Raw genomic sequence first — 18084 nt, forward strand, 5'->3', positions numbered from 1 at the left:
TGGCGAGAGGCAATGAACCAATTCGCCATCCTCTACGCAGACCGATTCACCAGGACCGGCTCGTAGCCTCGTAGAAGCGCCTCAAACACAGAATTTCTGACACACCCAGCGCCTCCAATGCTGCCGGCGTGACTTGGACGCTTGACTACACCGACCCCGATCGCGGTGTGTCGCCGACAAGCGCCAACGACTCGCTCTATCGCGTGCGTCACACGGGCGGTCAATCGATGGGCATTCAATGGTCGGGCGGGCGCATTTCCCAGATCACGGATCCGGCCGGCAACGTCTACAGCTACGGCTACTCGGGCGGTACGCTGGCACAGACGACGTATCCCGCGACCCAGCATCAGGTTGGCGGCTACGACGTGTACGGCGACACGATCACGTATCACATGAGCGGCGGCCAGTTGCTGGGCAAGTCGCTCAACGGCGTCAGGTATTCGACCTTCACCTATGACGGCGCGGGCCGGGCCATCTCGTCGGAACACGCCGGCGGTGTCGAGAGGTTCACGTTCGAGTTCCTCGACGCGACGAGGACGCGCGTGACCAACGGGCTGGGGCGCCAGACGACGTACTACTTCAGCACCGACCCGACCCGGGAGTACGAGTTCAACTGGGCCGTCGGTGATGCGTCGACTTATTGCACGACCTATTCGACGTCCTCCGTCAGCATGTCGCCGACGATTCGCTACGAGCGCGACTCGAATCTCTACCCCACCGAGACCGAGACGGATCTGGAGGGCTCGACGATTCGCGTGACGCGAGGCGGCACGACCGGCTCGCCGGTCACGACCACCTATCAATGGGACGCCTTCCCCAAGCGCATTCGCGAAACGCAAGGCCCCATGAGCCGCCGCAGCATCGCGTACGACGCCCGGAATCGCGTGGCCTCGGTGACGGAGACGAACACCTCGGGTATCGGCGTGACCGGGCAGGCACGGACGACAACGTTCAGCTACGTGGATGCGGACGGCAACGGCTTGCCGGAGCAGGTGACCGTCGATGGCCCATTGCCCGGCGGTGGTGATGCGGTGACGTTCTACTACGACGGCGCGGGCAACCTGACGCAGCGCGTCAGCGCGTCGGGAACGATGACTTTCTCCGGCTACAACGGCCTGGGACTGCCGTCGCAGGTCACCGACGAGACCGGCGTGACGACCTCCTTCACCTATGACGCGCGAGGCCGGGTCATCGTTGCGACGCGCGCCGGCTTCACGCAGCAGACCGCCTACACGGTGCTGGGTGACGTACTGGACTCGTCGGCATCGAATGGCGTGGAGCGCAGCTACGGATACGACGCCGCTCAGCGCCTCTCCCGTGTGAGCGACAAGGGCGACAATCCGGCGCTGCCGATCTCCCAGCGGACTTTCGCGAACCTCTCATTGCAGCGGGACAACGCCAGCAATGTGACGTCGACCTCGCGCTCGGTGACCGGTGGCTACTGGTCGCTGGTGTGCCCTTTCGATCCCTGGGGCGATCCGTATGAATGTCCGAACCCGGATTACGTCTGGTCGTCTTACGAGACGACGGTGGTCCGCTCGTTCACCGACTTCGACGAAGAGAACCGCGTGCGCGCGGTGCGCGGCAACGCCAATCAGCGCTGGACCTACACGCGCCTGGGCAGCGGGCTGGTGGACAAGGTGGTCGACGCGACCCACGTGACGGTCGAGCAGAACACCTATGACGAGCACTTCCGGCTGAAGACGCGCGCCGATGGCGTCGCAGGCGTGACGACCTTCGGCTACGACGCCGACGGGCGGACGACGTCAGTGAAAGATGCGCGAGGCAACACGACGACGTACACGATCGACGGGCTCGGGTTGCTGCGCTCGACGGTGAGCCCTGATACCGGCACGACAAATTACGGCTACGACGGCGCGGGGCAATTGACGTCGGTGACGTTTGCCAACGGCCAGAGCCAGACGATGGGTTATCTGGGCGACGGGCGTCTTTCGACGATCACCGCCAGCAACGCGGCGGGAACGCTGGTGCGGACGTATGGCCATGACGCCTGTGCGTACGGTGCGGGCAAGGTCTGCAGCGTCTCGGAGAGCAATGGCGACGGGCTGACATTGCAGTACCACGCCAGTGGCGTGGTGGCGAGCCGCACCGACGTGATCGCCGGTCAGTCGCTGACCACCAGCAAGGGCTTCGACGGCATCGGTCAGGTGTCGACGATGACCTACCCCAATGGCGTGGTGCTCAAGTACAGCTGGGACAAGGGCCGGGTGGCTGGACTGCGTGTCGTGGTCAACGGCGTGGAGCGGTCGGTGGCCGCGGGCGTCCAGTACGGGCCTTTCGGACCAATGACGCAGTTCACCGATGCGTCGAATCGCCAGCAGGTCTTCAGCTATGACATGGACGGCCGGATCTCGCAGATCTTCACGTCCGGGGCGCAGGGGCGCACGAATGGGTACGACACGCGCGACCTGATGACGTCCATCGCGGGCAATGACGCGCTGACGGCCCGCTATGACAACGCCTATCGGCTCAACGGCTTCGACCAGAGCAGCGCGACGACCACGATCGGGCTGGATTCGCTGGGCAACCGCACGCAATACGGCACCACGACGGGCATCTCTCAGACGCTGTCCATCGATGGCGTAAGCAGCCGGCTCATTGCCATGAGCGGCACGACGGCTCGCACCTATGGCTACGACGCCGCAGGCAATCTGGTGCGCGAGACCCGCGATGGCGGCACGAACTGCCACTTCTACGACCCATTCGGGCGGCTGTCGGCATTCAGCCGATTCAGCGGATCGGTGGCGTGTCCCGGCGCGCCTGGCGGCACGGTATCGAGCTATCGCTACAACGGGCTGCAGCAGCGCAGCTTCAAGTCCAGCGGCGGGGTCGATCGCCGATTCGTCTACGGCGATTCAGGTGAGCTGCTGTACGAGGTGGCCTCGAATGGCCAGGAGCGGAACTACCTCTGGATGAACGGCCGCCTGGCTGCGGTGGTGGCCGGTGGGGTGCTCTACGCGGCTTACTCGGATCATCTTGGACGTCCGGAGATGCTGGCCAACACCGCCGGGGCCGTGGCGTGGCAGGCAAGGAACCAGCCGTTCGACCGGGTCGTTACCGTGGATGCGATCGGGGGGATGAATGTCGGATTCCCGGGGCAGTATTACGATGCGGAATCGGGGCTTTGGCAGAATTGGCATAGGTATTACGATGCTGCGGTCGGAAGATATATTCAATCGGACCCTGTCGGTTTGATGGGCGGCATTAATACCTACGTCTATGGCGGGGCGAATCCATTGAGTAATATTGATCCAGAAGGGCTGAGTTTCGCAGCAGCGTTAAGCGACGCGACTGGTGGGTGTAGCAGCAACAGCTTCGTTGACGATGTCGTAGATAACTTTGTTAACGTGCAGGAAAGCACCTCGCTACTTAAAACAGGGATATCACTGGCCCTCGGAGGGCAGTTTGCGAAGCAGTATGGTGGTTTGACCGTCGGGGGCGCCGCGATGGGGCTTGTCAAGGAGATGGGGAGCGGGTTCACGGTGACTGGAATCGGCTCGCGCACCTTCTTGCAAGCTGCGGTCACGTCTACAGCCACATGGGCAGTCAACAGCGTGCTCGTTAAGGGGGCGTTTGATGCTGGCGTCTTGGCGGGGTCTATCCTCAGAACGGCAATAAACCGGGCGGCATCTAGTGCTGCATGCACATGCAAGAAGTGACGAATATGGGAGAATCGCTAGCGCTTGTCAAAGAGCAGCTGTGGAAGCTTTGGATCTCCGGAGTATTGTTGGCAGTCGCCGGTGCTGGCTTTTTAATGCCTGAAGGCATAGGAAATGCACTATATATTCCGGGTGTTGTTGTAGAGCTGACTGCGATGATGCTTTGCTTTGCGAGTTTGGCATGGGCAATATGTGCCGTTCGATGTAAATGGTGCGGATTGCGACTTGTGATGTATGCCCTGACGCGAAGAAGCGTTGGGCAATGGTTGCACTGGTTACTGACCGAGGAACGATGCCCACGATGTGGCGCAGATCATCGAGGTTGCCACCTTTCGTCCAAGCTTTGAATGATTTCTCCAGCGCGCGTGAAGAGGGCTGGGGAACCGCCGTCGACCGAACAAGCTGTCAGAGCTGGGTCTCTGGGCTCTGAAGGGGGGGGGCAATACGGTTTCCTGCATCTGATGTTGGACCGGGCTGGGACGGGTGACTTCACATCGAGCAGTTGTTCGGTCAAATCCGCGAGGCGCCCAGGGGGCGGATGATCCAGCAGCGCATCGTCTATGAGGTGCTCTACATGCGCGGATCTGCCCCTACGCACTCCTCCCATTCCCCACCCCCTCCACAACTGGTACTGTTGTGGTCATTCGCTCGCCACGCGCCCTCCCGCAGGTCTCACATCGCCCAGGAAAGCCGGCAGTCCCGATGACTGACGGCAACGGACCGGACGCATCGGCGACACACGCGGAGCGGGTCCAGCATCAGGGTTAAGTCCAGTGCGCTACCAATTGACGCTCCGCGTTTTTTGGTACTAAACTGGTATTAATCATGAACGCCTTCTCCCTGGCGGACGCCTGGTCCGCACCGTTGCAACCGCGCTTTGCCGGCGTCCGCACCCTGGTGGGCGTGGATGGGGGCGGCACCGGGACACGGGTCCGGCTGAGCGACGTCCACGGGCGTCTGCTGGGCCAGGGATGGGCGGGACCCTCCGCGTTGGGGCAGGGCATCGCGCAGGCGTGGCGGCACATCCAGATGGCCGTGCAGGAAGCGGCGGCGAAGGCCGGCATCGAACGGCTCTCGCTGGGCGAGACCGCCATCGGGCTGGGGCTCTCCGGCGCCGGCGTCGCCGCGCAGGCGCAGGCCTTCATCGCACAGCAACCCGGCTACGCCCATGTGGCGCTGGTCAACGACGGCACGACCTCGGTACTCGGCGCGCATGCGGGCCGTCCCGGCGGCGTGATCGCCGCGGGCACCGGCACCGTCGGCGAGGCGCTGCGGGCCGACGGCACCATGGTCTGCGTCAGTGGCTGGGGCTGGATCGGCGGCGACGAGGGCAGCGGCGCGTGGCTCGGTATCCAGGCGATGCGCATCGCGCAGAAGGCGATGGATGGACGCGCGGACGTCGGGTCGCTCGCCCGCGCCGTGTGGGACGCCGCGAAGGCCACCGGCGCGCAGGACCGCGATGCCATCAACGCCTGGGTCGCCCAGGCCGGCCAGCACGCCTACGCGCAGCTGGCGCCGCTCGTTTTCGAGCACTCGGAATCGGACCCCGCCGCCGCTGCGCTGGTGGCGCAGGCGGTGGCGGAGCTGGAGCAACTCGCGCTCGCGCTGGACCCCTCGCAGCAGCTGCCGCTGTCGCTGGCGGGCAGCATCGCGCAGCGGCTCGCCGCGCTTTTCTCAGGCAACATTCGGGCCCGTTGCGTGTCGCCTCAAGGCGACTCGGCCGACGGTGCGCTGCGGCTGGTCCGTGGCGCTCTCTCCGAAACACGTTGAGAAGAAGAGACGCCCGATGAGCACCAAGCTGCCCTTCCAATTCAAGCCCGATCCCGCCGCCGCGTCGCCGCTGTATATGCAGCTGGCCCACAAGCTGGCGCAAGCGATCCGCGAAGGCCAGTACCAGGCCGACGAAGCGCTCCCGTCCGAACGCGTCCTGTCCGAATCCCTGGACCTCTCCCGCGTCACCGCCCGCAAGGCCATCGACCGCCTCGTCGAGCAGGGCCTGATCGTGCGCAAGCGCGGCTCCGGCAATTACATCGCGCCCAAGCTGGAGCAGCCGCTGTCGCGCCTGACCAGCTTCTCCGAGGAACTGCACCAGCGCGGCTTCAAGCCCAGCAGCCGCTGGCTGACCCGCGGCTTCGCCATGGCCGCGCCGGACGAGCAGCTGTCGCTGGGACTCACCACCGGCCAGCGCGTCGCGCGCCTGGAACGCCTGCGCCTGGCGGATGCCGTGGTCATGGCCTATGAGCTGTCCGTGCTGCCCGAAGCCGTGCTGCCCGACCCGCAAAAGGTCGAGTCCTCGCTCTACGAGCACCTCTCCCGACACGGCGGCGCGCCGATCCGCGCGCTGCAACACATTCGAGCCATCAACGCGGATTCGCGCCTGGCCGGCCTGCTGGAAGTGCCAGTCGGTCAGGCGGTGCTGTTCATCACGCGGGTGGGTTATCTGGACCAGGGTCAAGCCGTCGAGCTGACCCATTCCTACTGCCGCAGCGATTACTACGACTTCGTCGCGGAGATGAGGCGCGACGGATGACGGCACAGCACATCGACGGATTCGTATTGACACCTGGCGGGTTCATCCGCGGTGTGCTGGAACATCAGGACGGTCGCATCACCCGCGTGGACGGGCATGCGGCCACCGAGTACGAGGTGTGCCACGGCGCCCAGGACCTGCCCATCGTCCTGCCCGGGTTCATCGACACGCACGTGCACGGCGGCGCCGGCCGCGACACGATGGAGGGCGACGACGCCGCCCCGCGCATCGCCCGGCTGCATGCGCGCCACGGTACCACGTCGCTGCTCGCGACGACGATGACCGCGCCGCTGGACGAGATCCGCCACGCGCTGCGCGGCCTGACCGACACCTGCCGCACGCGCCCCGCCGGCGCGGCCCGCGTGCTGGGCGTGCACCTGGAAGGCCCGTACATCAACCCCGGCAAGCTCGGCGCGCAGCCCGATTTCGCGCGGGCCGCGACGCTGGACGAGATCCGCGACCTGCATGCCATCGCGCCGCTCCACCTGATCACGCTCGCCCCCGAGCTGCCCGGCAATCTGGAGCTGGTCGGGCAGTTGCGCGAGGCGGGTTTCCAGGTCCAGATCGGCCACACGCTGGGCACCTACGAGGACGGCGTGGCCGCCTTGGCCCGCGGCGCCGGCGGCTTCACCCATCTGTTCAACGCGATGACGGGACTGCACCACCGCGAGCCCGGCATGGTGGGCGCGGCGCTGGCGCATGCGCGGTACGCCGAGATCATCCCGGACCTGCTGCACGTGCACGCCGGCGCGATCCGTGTCGCGCTGCGCAGCATCCCGTGCCTGTTTTGCGTTACCGACTCGACCGCCGCCGCCGGCATGCCCGACGGCGAGTACAGCCTCGGCCGCCACCGCGTCACCAAATGCCTGGGCGGCGTGCGCCTGCCCGACGGCACGCTGGCGGGATCGACGCTGACGATGGACCAGGCGCTGCGCAACCTGGTGCTGAAACTGGGCCTGGAGATCGAGGACGCGTCGCGACGCGTCTCGACCCATGCCGCCGACTTTTTGGGTCTGGACGACCGGGGCCGACTGGCTCCGGGCGCCTGGGCGGATCTTGTGGTGTTGGACCGTGGCTTGCAGTTGCAACGCGTGGTCGTCGAAGGAGAAGCAATTGACCTCGCGAATGCTGGATGAGGCGCTGAGCGCGCCGCAGGTGGTGGCCCATCAACTGGCCGCCGATCAGAACGCCTATGCCGCGCTGGGCGCCGCGCTGCGCGAGCAGCCGCCGACCTCGCTGCTGACCATCGCGCGCGGTAGCTCGGACCATGCGTCGCACTACCTCGCCTACCTGATCATGGCGCGGCTGGGCCGGCTGGTGACCTCGCTGCCGATGTCGCTGATCACGCTGTACCAAAGCAAGATCGAGAGCAAGGGCCTGGTGTCGCTGGCGTTCTCGCAGTCGGGCCAGAGTCCCGACCTGGTCTCGCCGACACAGTACTTCCGCGCCAACGGCGCCCGCACCGTCGCCTTCGTGAACGCGGCCGGCTCGCCGCTGGAAGCCGCCGCCGAGCATGTCTTCCGCCTGCACGCGGGCGTCGAGCAAAGCGTCGCCGCGACCAAGAGCTACATCGCGCAGCTGGTGGCCGGCGCGCGCGTCGTGGCCGCCTGGCAGGGCGACGAGGACCTGTCCGCCGCGCTGCAGACGCTGCCGCAAGCGATGGAGCAGGCGGCGAAGCAGCGCTGGGACGTGGCCGTCGACGTGCTCAAGGGCGCCGACAAGCTGTTCGTCATCGGCCGCGGCACCTCGCTGCCGATCGCGCTGGAAGCGGCGCTCAAGTTCAAGGAGACCTGCGGCATCCAGGCCGAGGCGTTCTCCGGCGCCGAGGTGAAGCACGGTCCGATGGCGCTGGTCGACGAGGGTTATCCGCTGCTGGTCTTCGCGCCGCGTGGTCCGGCCCAGGCCGGGCTGCTGGCACTGGCCGAGGAGATGCGCGGCCGGGGGGCCCGCGTGCTGCTGGCCGCGCCCGAAGGCACGCCCGGCGCCGAGTTGCCATTGACCTGCACGGGCAACGAGGACCTCGATCCGATCGCCGCCGTGCAGAGCTTCTATCCGATGGTGGAGGCGCTGGCGCAGGCGCGGGGCCTGAACCCCGACCAGCCGCGCCATCTGGCCAAGGTCACCAAGACGCATTGATCCCCGGACTTCCGGACTTTGCTATCCCCAGCCGGCGACGACGCGGGCCAGGCATGAAGAGAGCGACATGAGCGAGACGACATTCCATCCGGGCCGGCTGGTGATGGTGGACATCCAGGGCAAGACGCTGGACGCGGCGACGGCGGATTTCCTGCGGGACAACCGGATCCGGGCGGTCTGCCTGTTCCGCAAGAACCTGGGCACCGAGGCCGAGGTCCGCCAGCTGACGCGCGACCTGCGCGCGGTCATGGGCCCCGACGCGCTGATCGGGCTGGACCAGGAGGGCGGCTCGGTCGTGCGCGCGACCTTCCTGCCGCAGCCGCCGTCGGCGATGGCGCTGGGCGCCGCGGGCGACGAGGCGCTGGCGGAAGCGGTCGGCGCCGCGGTCGCGCGCGGGCTGCGCGGCATCGGCATCAACTGGAACTTCGCGCCGGTCACCGACATCAACAACAACGCCGCCAATCCGGTCATCGCCGAGCGCAGCTTCGGCGAGACCGCGCAGACCGTGACGCGCCTGGCGGATGCCTGGATGCGCGGCTCGCTGGCGGCGGGCGTGGCCTGCTGCATCAAGCACTTCCCCGGGCACGGCGACACGCATGTGGACTCCCACCTGGACCTGCCGACGGTGGACAAGTCGCGCGCCGAGCTGGACGAGCTGGAGCTCAAGCCCTTCAAGGCGCTGCGCGACGTGGCGCCGTCGATGATGACGGCGCACATCGTCTATCCGAAGATCGATCCGCTGTACCCGGCCACGCTGTCGAAGACCATCCTCGGCGGCATCCTGCGCGACGAGTACGGCTACGACGGCGTCGTGATCACCGACGCGCTGATGATGAAGGCCATCGCCGAGCGCTACGGCTACGCGAAGGCCGCGGTGCTGGCGATCAACGCCGGCGCCGACATGATCCTGGCGCAGGGCTCGCTCGACGAGCAGGCGCAGGCGATCCACGCGTTGCAGGACGCGCTGACGCGGGGCGCGCTGACCGTGGAGCGCGGCCGCCAGGCCGAGGCGCGGCTGGACCGGCTGGCCAGGGACTATCCGGTCCGCCTGGACGACTACCAGGGCACGCAACGCGATGCCGACGACGTGCTGATGCGCCGCGCGTGGGCGGCGGGCCTGAGCGCGCTGCGCGGCGCGTTGCCGCCCGCGGCCGACCGCCCGCTGCGCGTGCTGGTGCAGGACGAGGTGCCTACCGACGGCGTGTCCGAGGCCGGCCCGACCGGTGCGCAGGTGCGGTCGCTGTTCGAGGGTTTCGCGGACGTGGAGTTCGTGTCGCTGGCGGACATCGCCGCGCTGGACTGGTCCATCGTGCCGGCCGACGACCGCTTCAACATCGTGGCGTCGACGCACCGCGCGCGTTACGGCGCGCAGTCGGCCGCGTGGCGGCCCGACCTGCACCTGGTGCTGTGGAACCCGTTCCAGTCGCTGGACGTCGCCGCGCCGACCGTCATCAGCTGGGGCTACGCCGACGGCGCGCTGGCCGCGCTGGGTGCCTGGCTGCAGGGCCGCGGCACGGCCGGCGGGCAGGCGCCGGTGACGCTGAACTGAGGCCGGACCGCCGGTCGTCTTCTCCCCGGCGCCATCCGCCGCATCGCATCGATCCGAGGGCCTCGACATGAGCCAGCCGAAGAATCCTCCCGCCACCGACGTGTCCGGCCGCTCGCCGATCCGCTGGGTGCCCAGCCTGTATCTCGCGCAGGGCATGCAGTTCTTCGTGGTGATGCTGATCGCCGGCCTGATGTTCAAGAACATGGGCGTGGCCAACGACCAGATCGCGCGCTGGACCGGCGTGCTCGGCCTGGCCTGGGCGTTCAAGCCGCTGTGGAGCCCGTTCCTGGAGCTGGCGCGCAGCAAGAAGCTGATCGTCGTGGCGATGCAGTTCACCGGCGCCGCGGGCCTGGCGCTGATGACGGTGGCGCTGCAGCTGCCGATGTGGTTCGCGGCCAGCATCGCGGTGCTGTTTCTGCTCGCCTATGCCTCGGCGACCCACGACATCGCCTGCGACGGTCTTTACATGGCCTCGCTCGACGATCGCCAGCAGGCGGTCTACGCGGGCTGGCAGGGGGCGTTCTTCAACGCCTCGAAGTTCCTGACGCTGGGCGGCCTGCTGGTGTTGGCGGGCACGCTGGAGCGCAGCATGGGCGTGATGAACGCCTGGTCGGTGATCTTCGGCCTGCTGGCGGTGCTGCTGTTCCTGCTGGCCAGCTACAACGCCTATGCGTTGCCCGGCGCGCTCAACACCGATCACGGCGACCTGACCGCGGCCGGCGTGTGGCGCACGCTGCGCGAGGTGATCGCCGATTTCCTGAAGAAGCCCGGCATCTGGCTGGCGATCCTGTTCATCGTGATGTTCCGCTTCGCCGAAGGGCAGGTGCAGACCATCGGGCCGTTGTTCCTGATCGAGGCGCGCGACAAGGGCGGCCTGGGCCTGACGACCGAGCAGGTCGGCGGCGTCTACGGCACGGTCGGCACGGCGGCCTTCCTCGTCGGCAGCATCGTCGGCGGTTACTTCACCAGCTGGTTGAGGCTGCGCCGGGCGATGCCGTTCCTGATCCTGGCGATGGCGGTGCCCAACGCCACGTTCTACTACCTGGCGGTGACGATGCCCGCGGACCTGTGGCATGTGGGCCTGGCCGTCGCGATCGAGATGCTGGGGTACGGCTTCGGCTTCGTCGGCATGATCCTGTACATCATGCAGGCCGTCGCGCCGGGCCGTTATCAGACGGCGCATTACGCGCTGGGCTCGGGCGTGATGCAGCTGGGCTTCATCTTCTCCAAGACCATCAGCGGCGACATCCAGCTCGCCATGGGCTACGAGCACTTCTTCATGTGGACGATCGCCTGCGGCGTGCCCGCGCTGATCCTGCTGCCCTTCGTGCGCCTGCCCGGAAAGAAGCAGGAAAAGAACGGCACGAGCGACAACCAGGCCACGGCCCCCGTGGAAAGCGCGACATGACGCACGAAGCAGGAGCCGGAACGAAACCCACCGCACCCCTCGGTCGCAAGACCGACGCAGTGAGACAGTGCTGGGGGACGGCAGGGCATGGGGTTTCGGCGCAGGCCGGGGTCCCATGTCCTGGCGGCCAACGCGCCGGGCGCGGCAGGTGGACAGCCATCGCGACCGCGGCCACGACGGCCATGGCGGCGGCGACCGCGCTCACCATCGCCACCAGCGCGCATGCCGCCGATCCGGCGTTCTTCTTCGACGACTTCAGCTACCCCGACACCGCCGCGCTCTTCAAGCAAGGATGGTCGCCGCGCAGCGCCGCCGGTCATCCCGGCATCCCCGGCTCGCGGTGGGCTCCCGAGGGCTTGAGCGTCGTCGACGGCAAGCTCCGCCTGCGCGGCACGACCGACGGCACCGGTGCCGGGACCACGCAGGTGCAGATCTGCCACCAGCGCAAGTACCTGGCCGGCACCTATGCCGCGCGCATCCGCTTCAGCGACTTGCCGGTGAGCGGCGCCGACGGTGATCCGGTGATCCAGACCTTCTACGCCGTGAGCCCGTTGAAGCATGACTTCGACCCGGAGTTCAGCGAGCTCGACTGGGAGTACCTGGCCAACGGCGGCTGGGGCAGCGACAAGACGCGGCTCTACGGCATCACCTGGCAGACGGTGCGCATGGAGCCGTGGCTGGCCTTCAACCAGCAGCACGAGGAATTCGTCGCGCTGGGCCAGCCGGGGCGTGATTGGCACACGCTGGTGATGCAGGTCGCCGACGGCCGCACGCACTGGTTCCTGGACGGCCGCAAGGTCGACGAGCACGGCGGGCGCAACTATCCGGTGGTGCCGATGTCGATCAACTTCAACCTGTGGTTCTCGCCGAACGGCCCGTTGCCGCAGGGCGAGAAGGGCGGTCCGCCGCGCGTCTACGAGCAGGACGTCGACTGGGTGCTGCACGTCAAGGACACCGTGCTGAGCCCCGCGCAGGTGGAGGCGCAGGTCGCCGCCTGGCGCGCCCAGGGCGTGGCGCGCCTGAACCAGGTGCCGGCGCCGCAGCCGGCGCTGGAAAGCCGTTGCGACTTCTGATGTCGAGCGCCCGATGCCCGGCGATCGCCCGGCGGCGACCGACGTCGCATCGCTGACTTCCCGCCCTGCATCTCACGAACGGGCCAGACCGGAATCCTCCATGACTTCGACCTCCAAGCGCATTGCCTCGGTGGACGCCCTGCGCGGCCTGGCCGTCGCGGCGATGCTGCTCGTCAACAACCCCGGCGACTGGGGCCATGTCTACGCGCCGCTGGAGCATGCGGCCTGGAACGGCTGGACGCCGACGGACCTGGTGTTCCCGTTCTTCCTGTTCATCGTCGGCGTCTCGCTGTCGCTCGCGATGGGCGCGCGCATCGAGTCCGGCGACGGAGCGTCGTTGCGCGGCACGGTGGTGAATCGCGCGTTGCGGATCCTGTTGCTCGGCCTGGCGCTGCATGCGCTGGCCTGGTGGCTGATGGACAAGCCGTCCTTTCGCGTCCCCGGCGTGCTGCAGCGGATCGGGCTGTGCTTCGGTGTGGTCGGGCTGATCGCGATCCAGTGGCGCGCGCGCGGGCAGTGGGCCTGCATCGCCGGGCTGCTGTTCTGCTACGGCGCGCTGCTGCTGTGGGGCGGTCCGCTGGACAAGGCCGGCAACATCGCCAGCCGCATCGACGCGTGGCTGCTCGGTCCGCATGGTTATGAATGGGATGCGGCCACCGGGCTCGGGCACGACCCGGAGGGCATCGTGTCGACGCTCGGCGCGCTGGCGACGACGCTGCTCGGTTGGCGCTGCGGCGAAGCGCTCCGGCAGGGCGCGCTCGGCCGCCTGGCTGTGATCGGCGTCGGCGCCGCGCTGGCGGGCTGGGGGCTCGACGCGGTCGGTCAGATGCCGATCAACAAGAACCTGTGGACGCCCGCCTTCGTGCTGTGGACCGGTGGCCTCGCGTCGCTGGCGCTGCTGGGCGCGCATGCGCTGATCGATCGCCGCGGCTGGCCGCCGCTGTTCCGCAGCTTCGGCGTCAACGCCATCGCCGCGTATGCCGGCGCCTGGATCAGCACGGTGCTGCTGGAAGGCTTCGGCTGGATGGCGCCGATCTATGCGCACAGCTTCGGCTGGCTGGAGCCGATCGTCGGACCGTACGGGCGCTCGCTGGCCTTCGCGCTGGTGTTCGTCGCCCTCTGGTGGGCGATCGTGCGGGTGATGGACTGGCGCCGGATCTACATCAAGGTGTGAATCCCGACGCGCCGACCGGCGCGCGGAAGGAGAATCGGCCGATGAGCTTTTCCATCCGCATGCCGCCTGACGTGCAGTCGCTCGCCATCGGCGGGCATCAGGTCCTGCTGATCGACGACTTCCTGGAGGACCCGCGGGCGCTCGTGCAGGCCGCCTGCGACAGTAGCTTCCACCCTTGCCCCGGCGCCGATGAAGGCAAGGGCTATCCCGGCATCCGCGCGACGGCGCCCGCGGCCTACTCGCAGGAGCTGGTGTCGCTGCTGGACCCGCTCATCCGGATCAACTTCGGCATCGACGAGACGTTGCCGCTGCGCAAGACGCCGTGCATGTTCTCGCTGACGACGATGTCGCCCGCGCGGCTCGGACCGCTGCAGCGCATTCCCCATTTCGACTCGAGCGCGCCGCGCTACATGGCGGCGCTGCTGTACCTGTGCGACGGCCAGCACGGCGGGACCGGCTTCTATCGTCACCAGGCCACGGGACTGCAACAGGTGACGGCCGTGGACACCGACCGCTATGCCGCCGCCATCCGCGCCGAGATCGAGCATCGTCCGCCCCCGCAGCGCTACTTCGACGCGGGTGACGAGCACTTCGAGTTCCTCGGCATGCTGCCGGCGCGTTTCAACCGGCTGATCGTCTACGCCGGGTCCTTGCTCCACACCGCTTGCGTGAATCCGCACGTGAGCATCAGCGACGACCCGCGGCGCGGACGGCTCACCGTCAATACCTTCGTCGACTTCTGAGGCCCGGCCCCACGCAGGCCGCCGGGCGCGCCGACACAACGAAAAAAGCCCGGCAGAGCCGGGCTTGAAGAGGGCCGAAGCCCTCGGAGATGTTGGTGGATCAGAACTTGGCGCTGACGCCCAGGCGATAGGTGGTCTCGCCCATGAACGACCAGGCCGGGTAGCCGCCCTTGAGCGACTGGCGCAGCGTGGTGCTCGAAGCGGCGGCGCCGTACTGCACGTCGTCCGACTTGGTCAGGTTGATCGCGTCGAAGCTCAGACGGATTCGCGGCGTGACGTTCCAGCCCAGGCTCAGGTCCAACGTGCCGAAGGAGTCGTGCATCCGGTTGCTGTAGTAGCCGGTCTCGCGAACCATGTACTTCGAACGCCAGTTGTAGGCCAGACGCGCGCTGTACGTGTCGGTTTCATAGAAGCCGACCAGGTTCACGTTGTGCTTCGAGGACAGCGTGAACATGCTCACTTCGTCCTGGTAGCTCGACGCCGGCGCCGTCGCATCGGTGTACGTGTAGTTCGCGATCACGCCGAACCCGTTGTTGAACGAGTGGTTGATCTGCGTTTCCAGGCCGGTGATCTTGCCGCCGCCCGCGTTGATGTAGCGGTTGATCGTCCAGTTGTCCAGGCCGGTGTCCGGGCTGATCAGGCCGATCTTCTGGTTGATCTGCGTGGCCGTGGAGATGAAGTTGTCGATCTTCTTGTAGAAGAGCGTCGCCGACACCAGATTGCCGCGGCCGTAGTAGTACTCCAGACCCAGGTCGAACTGCTTGGACGACATCGGCTTGAGACTCGGCGTACCGTAGTTCACCGTCTCGTTGTTGGGCACCGTGTCGTTCCAGCCCAGCGTTGCGCCGGCGAACATGTTGTCGTAGTTCGGACGGGTGATCGCCTTGGAAGCCGCGAAGCGCAGCAGCGTGTTGCGGTCGATGTCGTACACCAGGTTCAGGCTGGGCAGCCAGTCGCTGTACGTGGCATTGGTCTGCTGCTTGTTCTTGTTCCAGCCGACGTTCTGCGGCACGTCGCCGGCGGCCAGCGGCGTGCCGTCGAAGATGTACGCGTCATTGCTGGCCTTGGTGCGGATGTAGCGCAGACCGAAGTTGCCGTGCAGCGCATCCTTCTCGAAGTTGAACATGCCGTACAGGGCGGTGTTCTTTTCTTCGATCTGGCCGTAGCCGCCGCGCGACTGGACCCAGCTCGCCACGTTGGCGTTGGCCAGGGCGAACATCGCGTCCAGGTTGGGCTTGGGCACGCTCCAGCCCGGCGTTCCCATCGGCATGGTGCCGTTGAACAGCGAGCCGGTGGGCGCGCTGACCGGCGTGGTCACGAAGATGGGACGGTACTCGTCCTTGGTGAACGTGTGCTTGGTCGCGCGGGCGCCGGCCTTGAACGAGGTCAGGATGCCGTAATCCATGTCGACGGTGACGTCGGCCTGGGCGAAGGTTTCCTTGTCCTTGTTGGGACCGCGGGCGGTGGCGAAGGTCTCGGGCGTGGACTGGGCGGGCAGGGCGCTCAGCGGCACGGACATGTCCTGGCCCGGCTGGATCGAGATCTTCTTGCCGGTCGCGTCCGTGGAACCCCACCACTTCGGCAGGCCGGGCGCGTTGCCCCAGCCCACGTAGCTGTAGTTGGAGGTCAGCGAGGTGCCGCCGTCGGCCTTGGTCGTGCCGGCCTGGCCTTCGATCTTGAAGCCGTCACCCTTGAACGCGCCGTCCGCCACCACGGTGTCCGACGTCATCTTGGCGGCGCGCGCCCAGGTTTGCAGGAAGGTGGGGGTGGCGTTGGCCTGCGTGATGTTGGTCTTCTGGCACAACAGCGCGGGATCCGGATTCGGCTGCACGCACGCGCCGGTGGACACGTAGTTGTTGCCGGGGTTCTGCAGCGTGTACAGGTAGTGCGTGGTGTTGCCCGCGTTGGCATCGAACTCCAGGCGGGTGTAGGTCAGGCCCAGGTCGATCGCCTTGGTCGGACGGGCCTGCAGGCTGACGTTCAGCGCCTTGCGCTCGCGTTCCTGCACGAAGGTGCCCGGCGTCACGTCGCCGGCCCAGCGGCCGTCGGCCTCGATGCCGCGGCGCATGTAGTCGCCGCGCTCAAGCGCGCCGGAAACCAGCACGCCGAACATCTTGCCGGTGTCGCGCCAGCTGTACAGGCCCGACACTTCCTTGGTCCAGTCCTTGCTGACGGTGCCCTTGCCGCCCTTGAGGCTGACGAAGACCGCGTTCGGGTCCAGGTCCAGCGGCTTGCGCGTCTTCACGATCACCGTGCCGCCGATGCCGCCTTCGGTCAGGTCGGCCTGGGAGGACTTGTAGACCTCCATGCCGCCGATCAGCTCGGACGGCAGCAGCGAGTAGTTGAACGAGCGGTCGATCGCCTTCTGGTCGAACCAGCCGGTCGAGGCGACGCTCTGGCCGTTCAGCGTCGTCAGGGTCATCTGCGGGTCGGTGCCGCGGATCGACACCGAGGCGCCGACACCGAAGTCACGGCCCACGGAAATGCCGGGGATGCGGCCCAGCGCCTGGCCGACGTCGGCGTCGGGCAGCTTGCCCACGTCCTCGGCCGACACGGCGTCGACCACCGCGTTTGCGTTCTTCTTGATGTTGGCGGCCGTCTGCAGCGATGCGCGGATGCCGGTGACCACCACCTGTTCCAGCTGGGTGCTGTCGTCCTTCTTCTGTTCCTGCGCCTGCGCGGCGAATGCCGCGCTCAGCAACGTCAGCGTGACCGCTGCCGCGATTGGGGTCTTGTTGACCTTCATGAACTGCTCCTCGAGTGGCCAGGGATTTGTTGGCCGGTGATGAAGACTTGGCACCTGAATCACGACACCCGATCGGCGGAATGGCATGCGGCTGGCGCCCCCGAATACACCTCAATACAACCAATGCCATGCCACTATAACGGCCGGTAGTGCCACTTTGCTACCAGTTCAAAGACCGTGTTTTCCCTGCTGTGGCATCGCCGCGACCCGCATGGATAGCGGTGTCCGGGCGATCCTGGCGGCGGCGCGCGACGGCGCGTGGGGCGCTGCCCGGAAGAGACCACTTGGTCGCAAATTGGTATTACGAGTGGTACGGCTGGAGGGTGTCCACTTGTGTGCTGGACCGCGTTGGCGGCGGCGGGTGCGGCGACGAGGAGCGGGCGAGCGCGGTCGGGCTCAAAAGCTGTGCTGGCGGCGACGGCGCGCCAATCGCACGGCCAGAGAGCTCCTGGCAGATTTTGTTTGCGTCAAAAAAGAACGGTGCTATAGTCGTGGGCTCGCCTCGGAGGGGTGGCCGAGTGGTTAAAGGCAGCAGACTGTAAATCTGCCCGCTAACGCGTACGCTGGTTCGAATCCAGCCTCCTCCACCAGGGCGAAACTGATGCAAAGACTCGAAGCGGGTGATTGCCACCCGCTTCGCAGTTGAGGCAACGGTTGAATGGAAAACTCCCGGGCGGGAGTAGTTCAATGGTAGAACCTTAGCCTTCCAAGCTAATGACACGGGTTCGATTCCCGTTTCCCGCTCCATAGGAAGTTGAAGGTTTGTTGTCGAGAGATCGACACAGGTTTGCTGATAAGGTCATCAATCCTGTGTCGATGCCCATGTGGCTCAGTGGTAGAGCACTCCCTTGGTAAGGGAGAGGTCACGCGTTCGATCCGCGTCATGGGCACCACATCTTCTCTATCCCGTTTCTTGATCTGATCGCCAGGAGCGCAAGATGGCAAAAGGCAAGTTTGAACGTACCAAGCCGCACGTGAACGTGGGCACGATTGGACACGTTGACCACGGCAAGACGACGCTGACGGCGGCGATCGCGACGGTTCT

At 66.8% G+C, this 18084-nt stretch carries 12 protein-coding genes and 3 tRNA genes; 14 read left to right on the top strand and 1 reads right to left on the bottom strand.

All coding sequences use genetic code 11. The features are described 5' to 3' along the window. The first annotated feature begins 128 nt into the window (after nt 1–128). The 10 genes from CDN99_RS27605 to CDN99_RS27650 all read left to right on the top strand — a co-directional run bounded on the left by CDN99_RS27605 (nt 129) and on the right by CDN99_RS27650 (nt 14293). Entirely contained in the window at nt 129–3680 is a 3552-nt protein-coding gene (locus CDN99_RS27605) for an RHS repeat-associated core domain-containing protein (RefSeq protein WP_141101028.1), read from the top strand. A gap of 825 nt (nt 3681–4505) precedes the next feature. Next, entirely contained in the window at nt 4506–5450 is a 945-nt protein-coding gene (locus CDN99_RS27610; RefSeq protein WP_088388861.1) for a glucosamine kinase nucleotide-binding domain-containing protein, read from the top strand. 16 nt (nt 5451–5466) lie between these two features. Continuing rightward, nucleotides 5467–6210 carry a GntR family transcriptional regulator gene (locus tag CDN99_RS27615; RefSeq protein ID WP_088388863.1) on the top strand — a complete coding sequence of 248 codons (744 nt, stop codon included), beginning with the start codon at nt 5467–5469 and terminating at the stop codon, nt 6208–6210. Beyond that, entirely contained in the window at nt 6207–7346 is a 1140-nt protein-coding gene (gene nagA, locus CDN99_RS27620; RefSeq protein ID WP_088388865.1) for an N-acetylglucosamine-6-phosphate deacetylase, read from the top strand. Before CDN99_RS27615 ends, nagA begins: the two co-directional genes overlap by 4 nt. Then, a complete protein-coding gene (locus CDN99_RS27625; protein ID WP_088388867.1) occupies nt 7336–8346 on the top strand; it encodes an SIS domain-containing protein in 1011 nt (336 codons plus the stop codon). The genes nagA and CDN99_RS27625 overlap by 11 nt, the downstream gene beginning before the upstream one ends. Nucleotides 8347–8413: 67 nt before the next feature. Continuing rightward, the gene (gene nagZ / locus CDN99_RS27630) at nt 8414–9895 is read left to right on the top strand and encodes a beta-N-acetylhexosaminidase (RefSeq protein ID WP_088388869.1); all 1482 of its coding nucleotides are present in this window, start codon (nt 8414–8416) and stop codon (nt 9893–9895) included. Nucleotides 9896–9962: 67 nt separating this feature from the next. Next, on the top strand, nt 9963–11303 hold the full coding sequence (locus tag CDN99_RS27635; RefSeq protein ID WP_088388871.1) for an MFS transporter: 1341 nt from the start codon (nt 9963–9965) through the stop codon (nt 11301–11303). A gap of 182 nt (nt 11304–11485) precedes the next feature. Then, nucleotides 11486–12376, top strand: coding sequence for a glycoside hydrolase family 16 protein (locus CDN99_RS27640; protein ID WP_088388872.1), 891 nt, complete (start codon nt 11486–11488; stop codon nt 12374–12376). Between the two features lie 100 nt (nt 12377–12476). Continuing rightward, nucleotides 12477–13550, top strand: coding sequence for an acyltransferase family protein (locus tag CDN99_RS27645; protein ID WP_088388874.1), 1074 nt, complete (start codon nt 12477–12479; stop codon nt 13548–13550). A gap of 41 nt (nt 13551–13591) precedes the next feature. Continuing rightward, nucleotides 13592–14293 carry a DUF6445 family protein gene (locus CDN99_RS27650; protein WP_202820331.1) on the top strand — a complete coding sequence of 234 codons (702 nt, stop codon included), beginning with the start codon at nt 13592–13594 and terminating at the stop codon, nt 14291–14293. 100 nt (nt 14294–14393) lie between these two features. Here CDN99_RS27650 and CDN99_RS27655 read toward each other — a convergent pair whose 3' ends face one another. Then, a complete protein-coding gene (locus CDN99_RS27655) occupies nt 14394–17039 on the bottom strand; it encodes a TonB-dependent receptor (protein WP_088388876.1) in 2646 nt (881 codons plus the stop codon). Nucleotides 17040–17543: 504 nt separating this feature from the next. Between CDN99_RS27655 and CDN99_RS27660 the strand changes: the two genes are divergently transcribed. The 4 genes from CDN99_RS27660 to CDN99_RS27675 all read left to right on the top strand — a co-directional run. Continuing rightward, a tRNA-Tyr gene (locus tag CDN99_RS27660) sits at nt 17544–17629 on the top strand. A gap of 83 nt (nt 17630–17712) precedes the next feature. Further along, nucleotides 17713–17786: transfer RNA gene (locus tag CDN99_RS27665), tRNA-Gly, on the top strand. Nucleotides 17787–17857: 71 nt separating this feature from the next. Continuing rightward, a tRNA-Thr gene (locus CDN99_RS27670) sits at nt 17858–17932 on the top strand. 45 nt (nt 17933–17977) lie between these two features. After that, nucleotides 17978–18084, top strand: a 107-nt coding sequence (locus CDN99_RS27675) for a GTP-binding protein (RefSeq protein ID WP_038204084.1), incomplete at its 3' end; no start/stop codon positions are given.

Origin of the sequence: Roseateles aquatilis (genome assembly GCF_002205645.1) — a bacterium.
Lineage (GTDB): Bacteria > Pseudomonadota > Gammaproteobacteria > Burkholderiales > Burkholderiaceae_C > Roseateles > Roseateles aquatilis.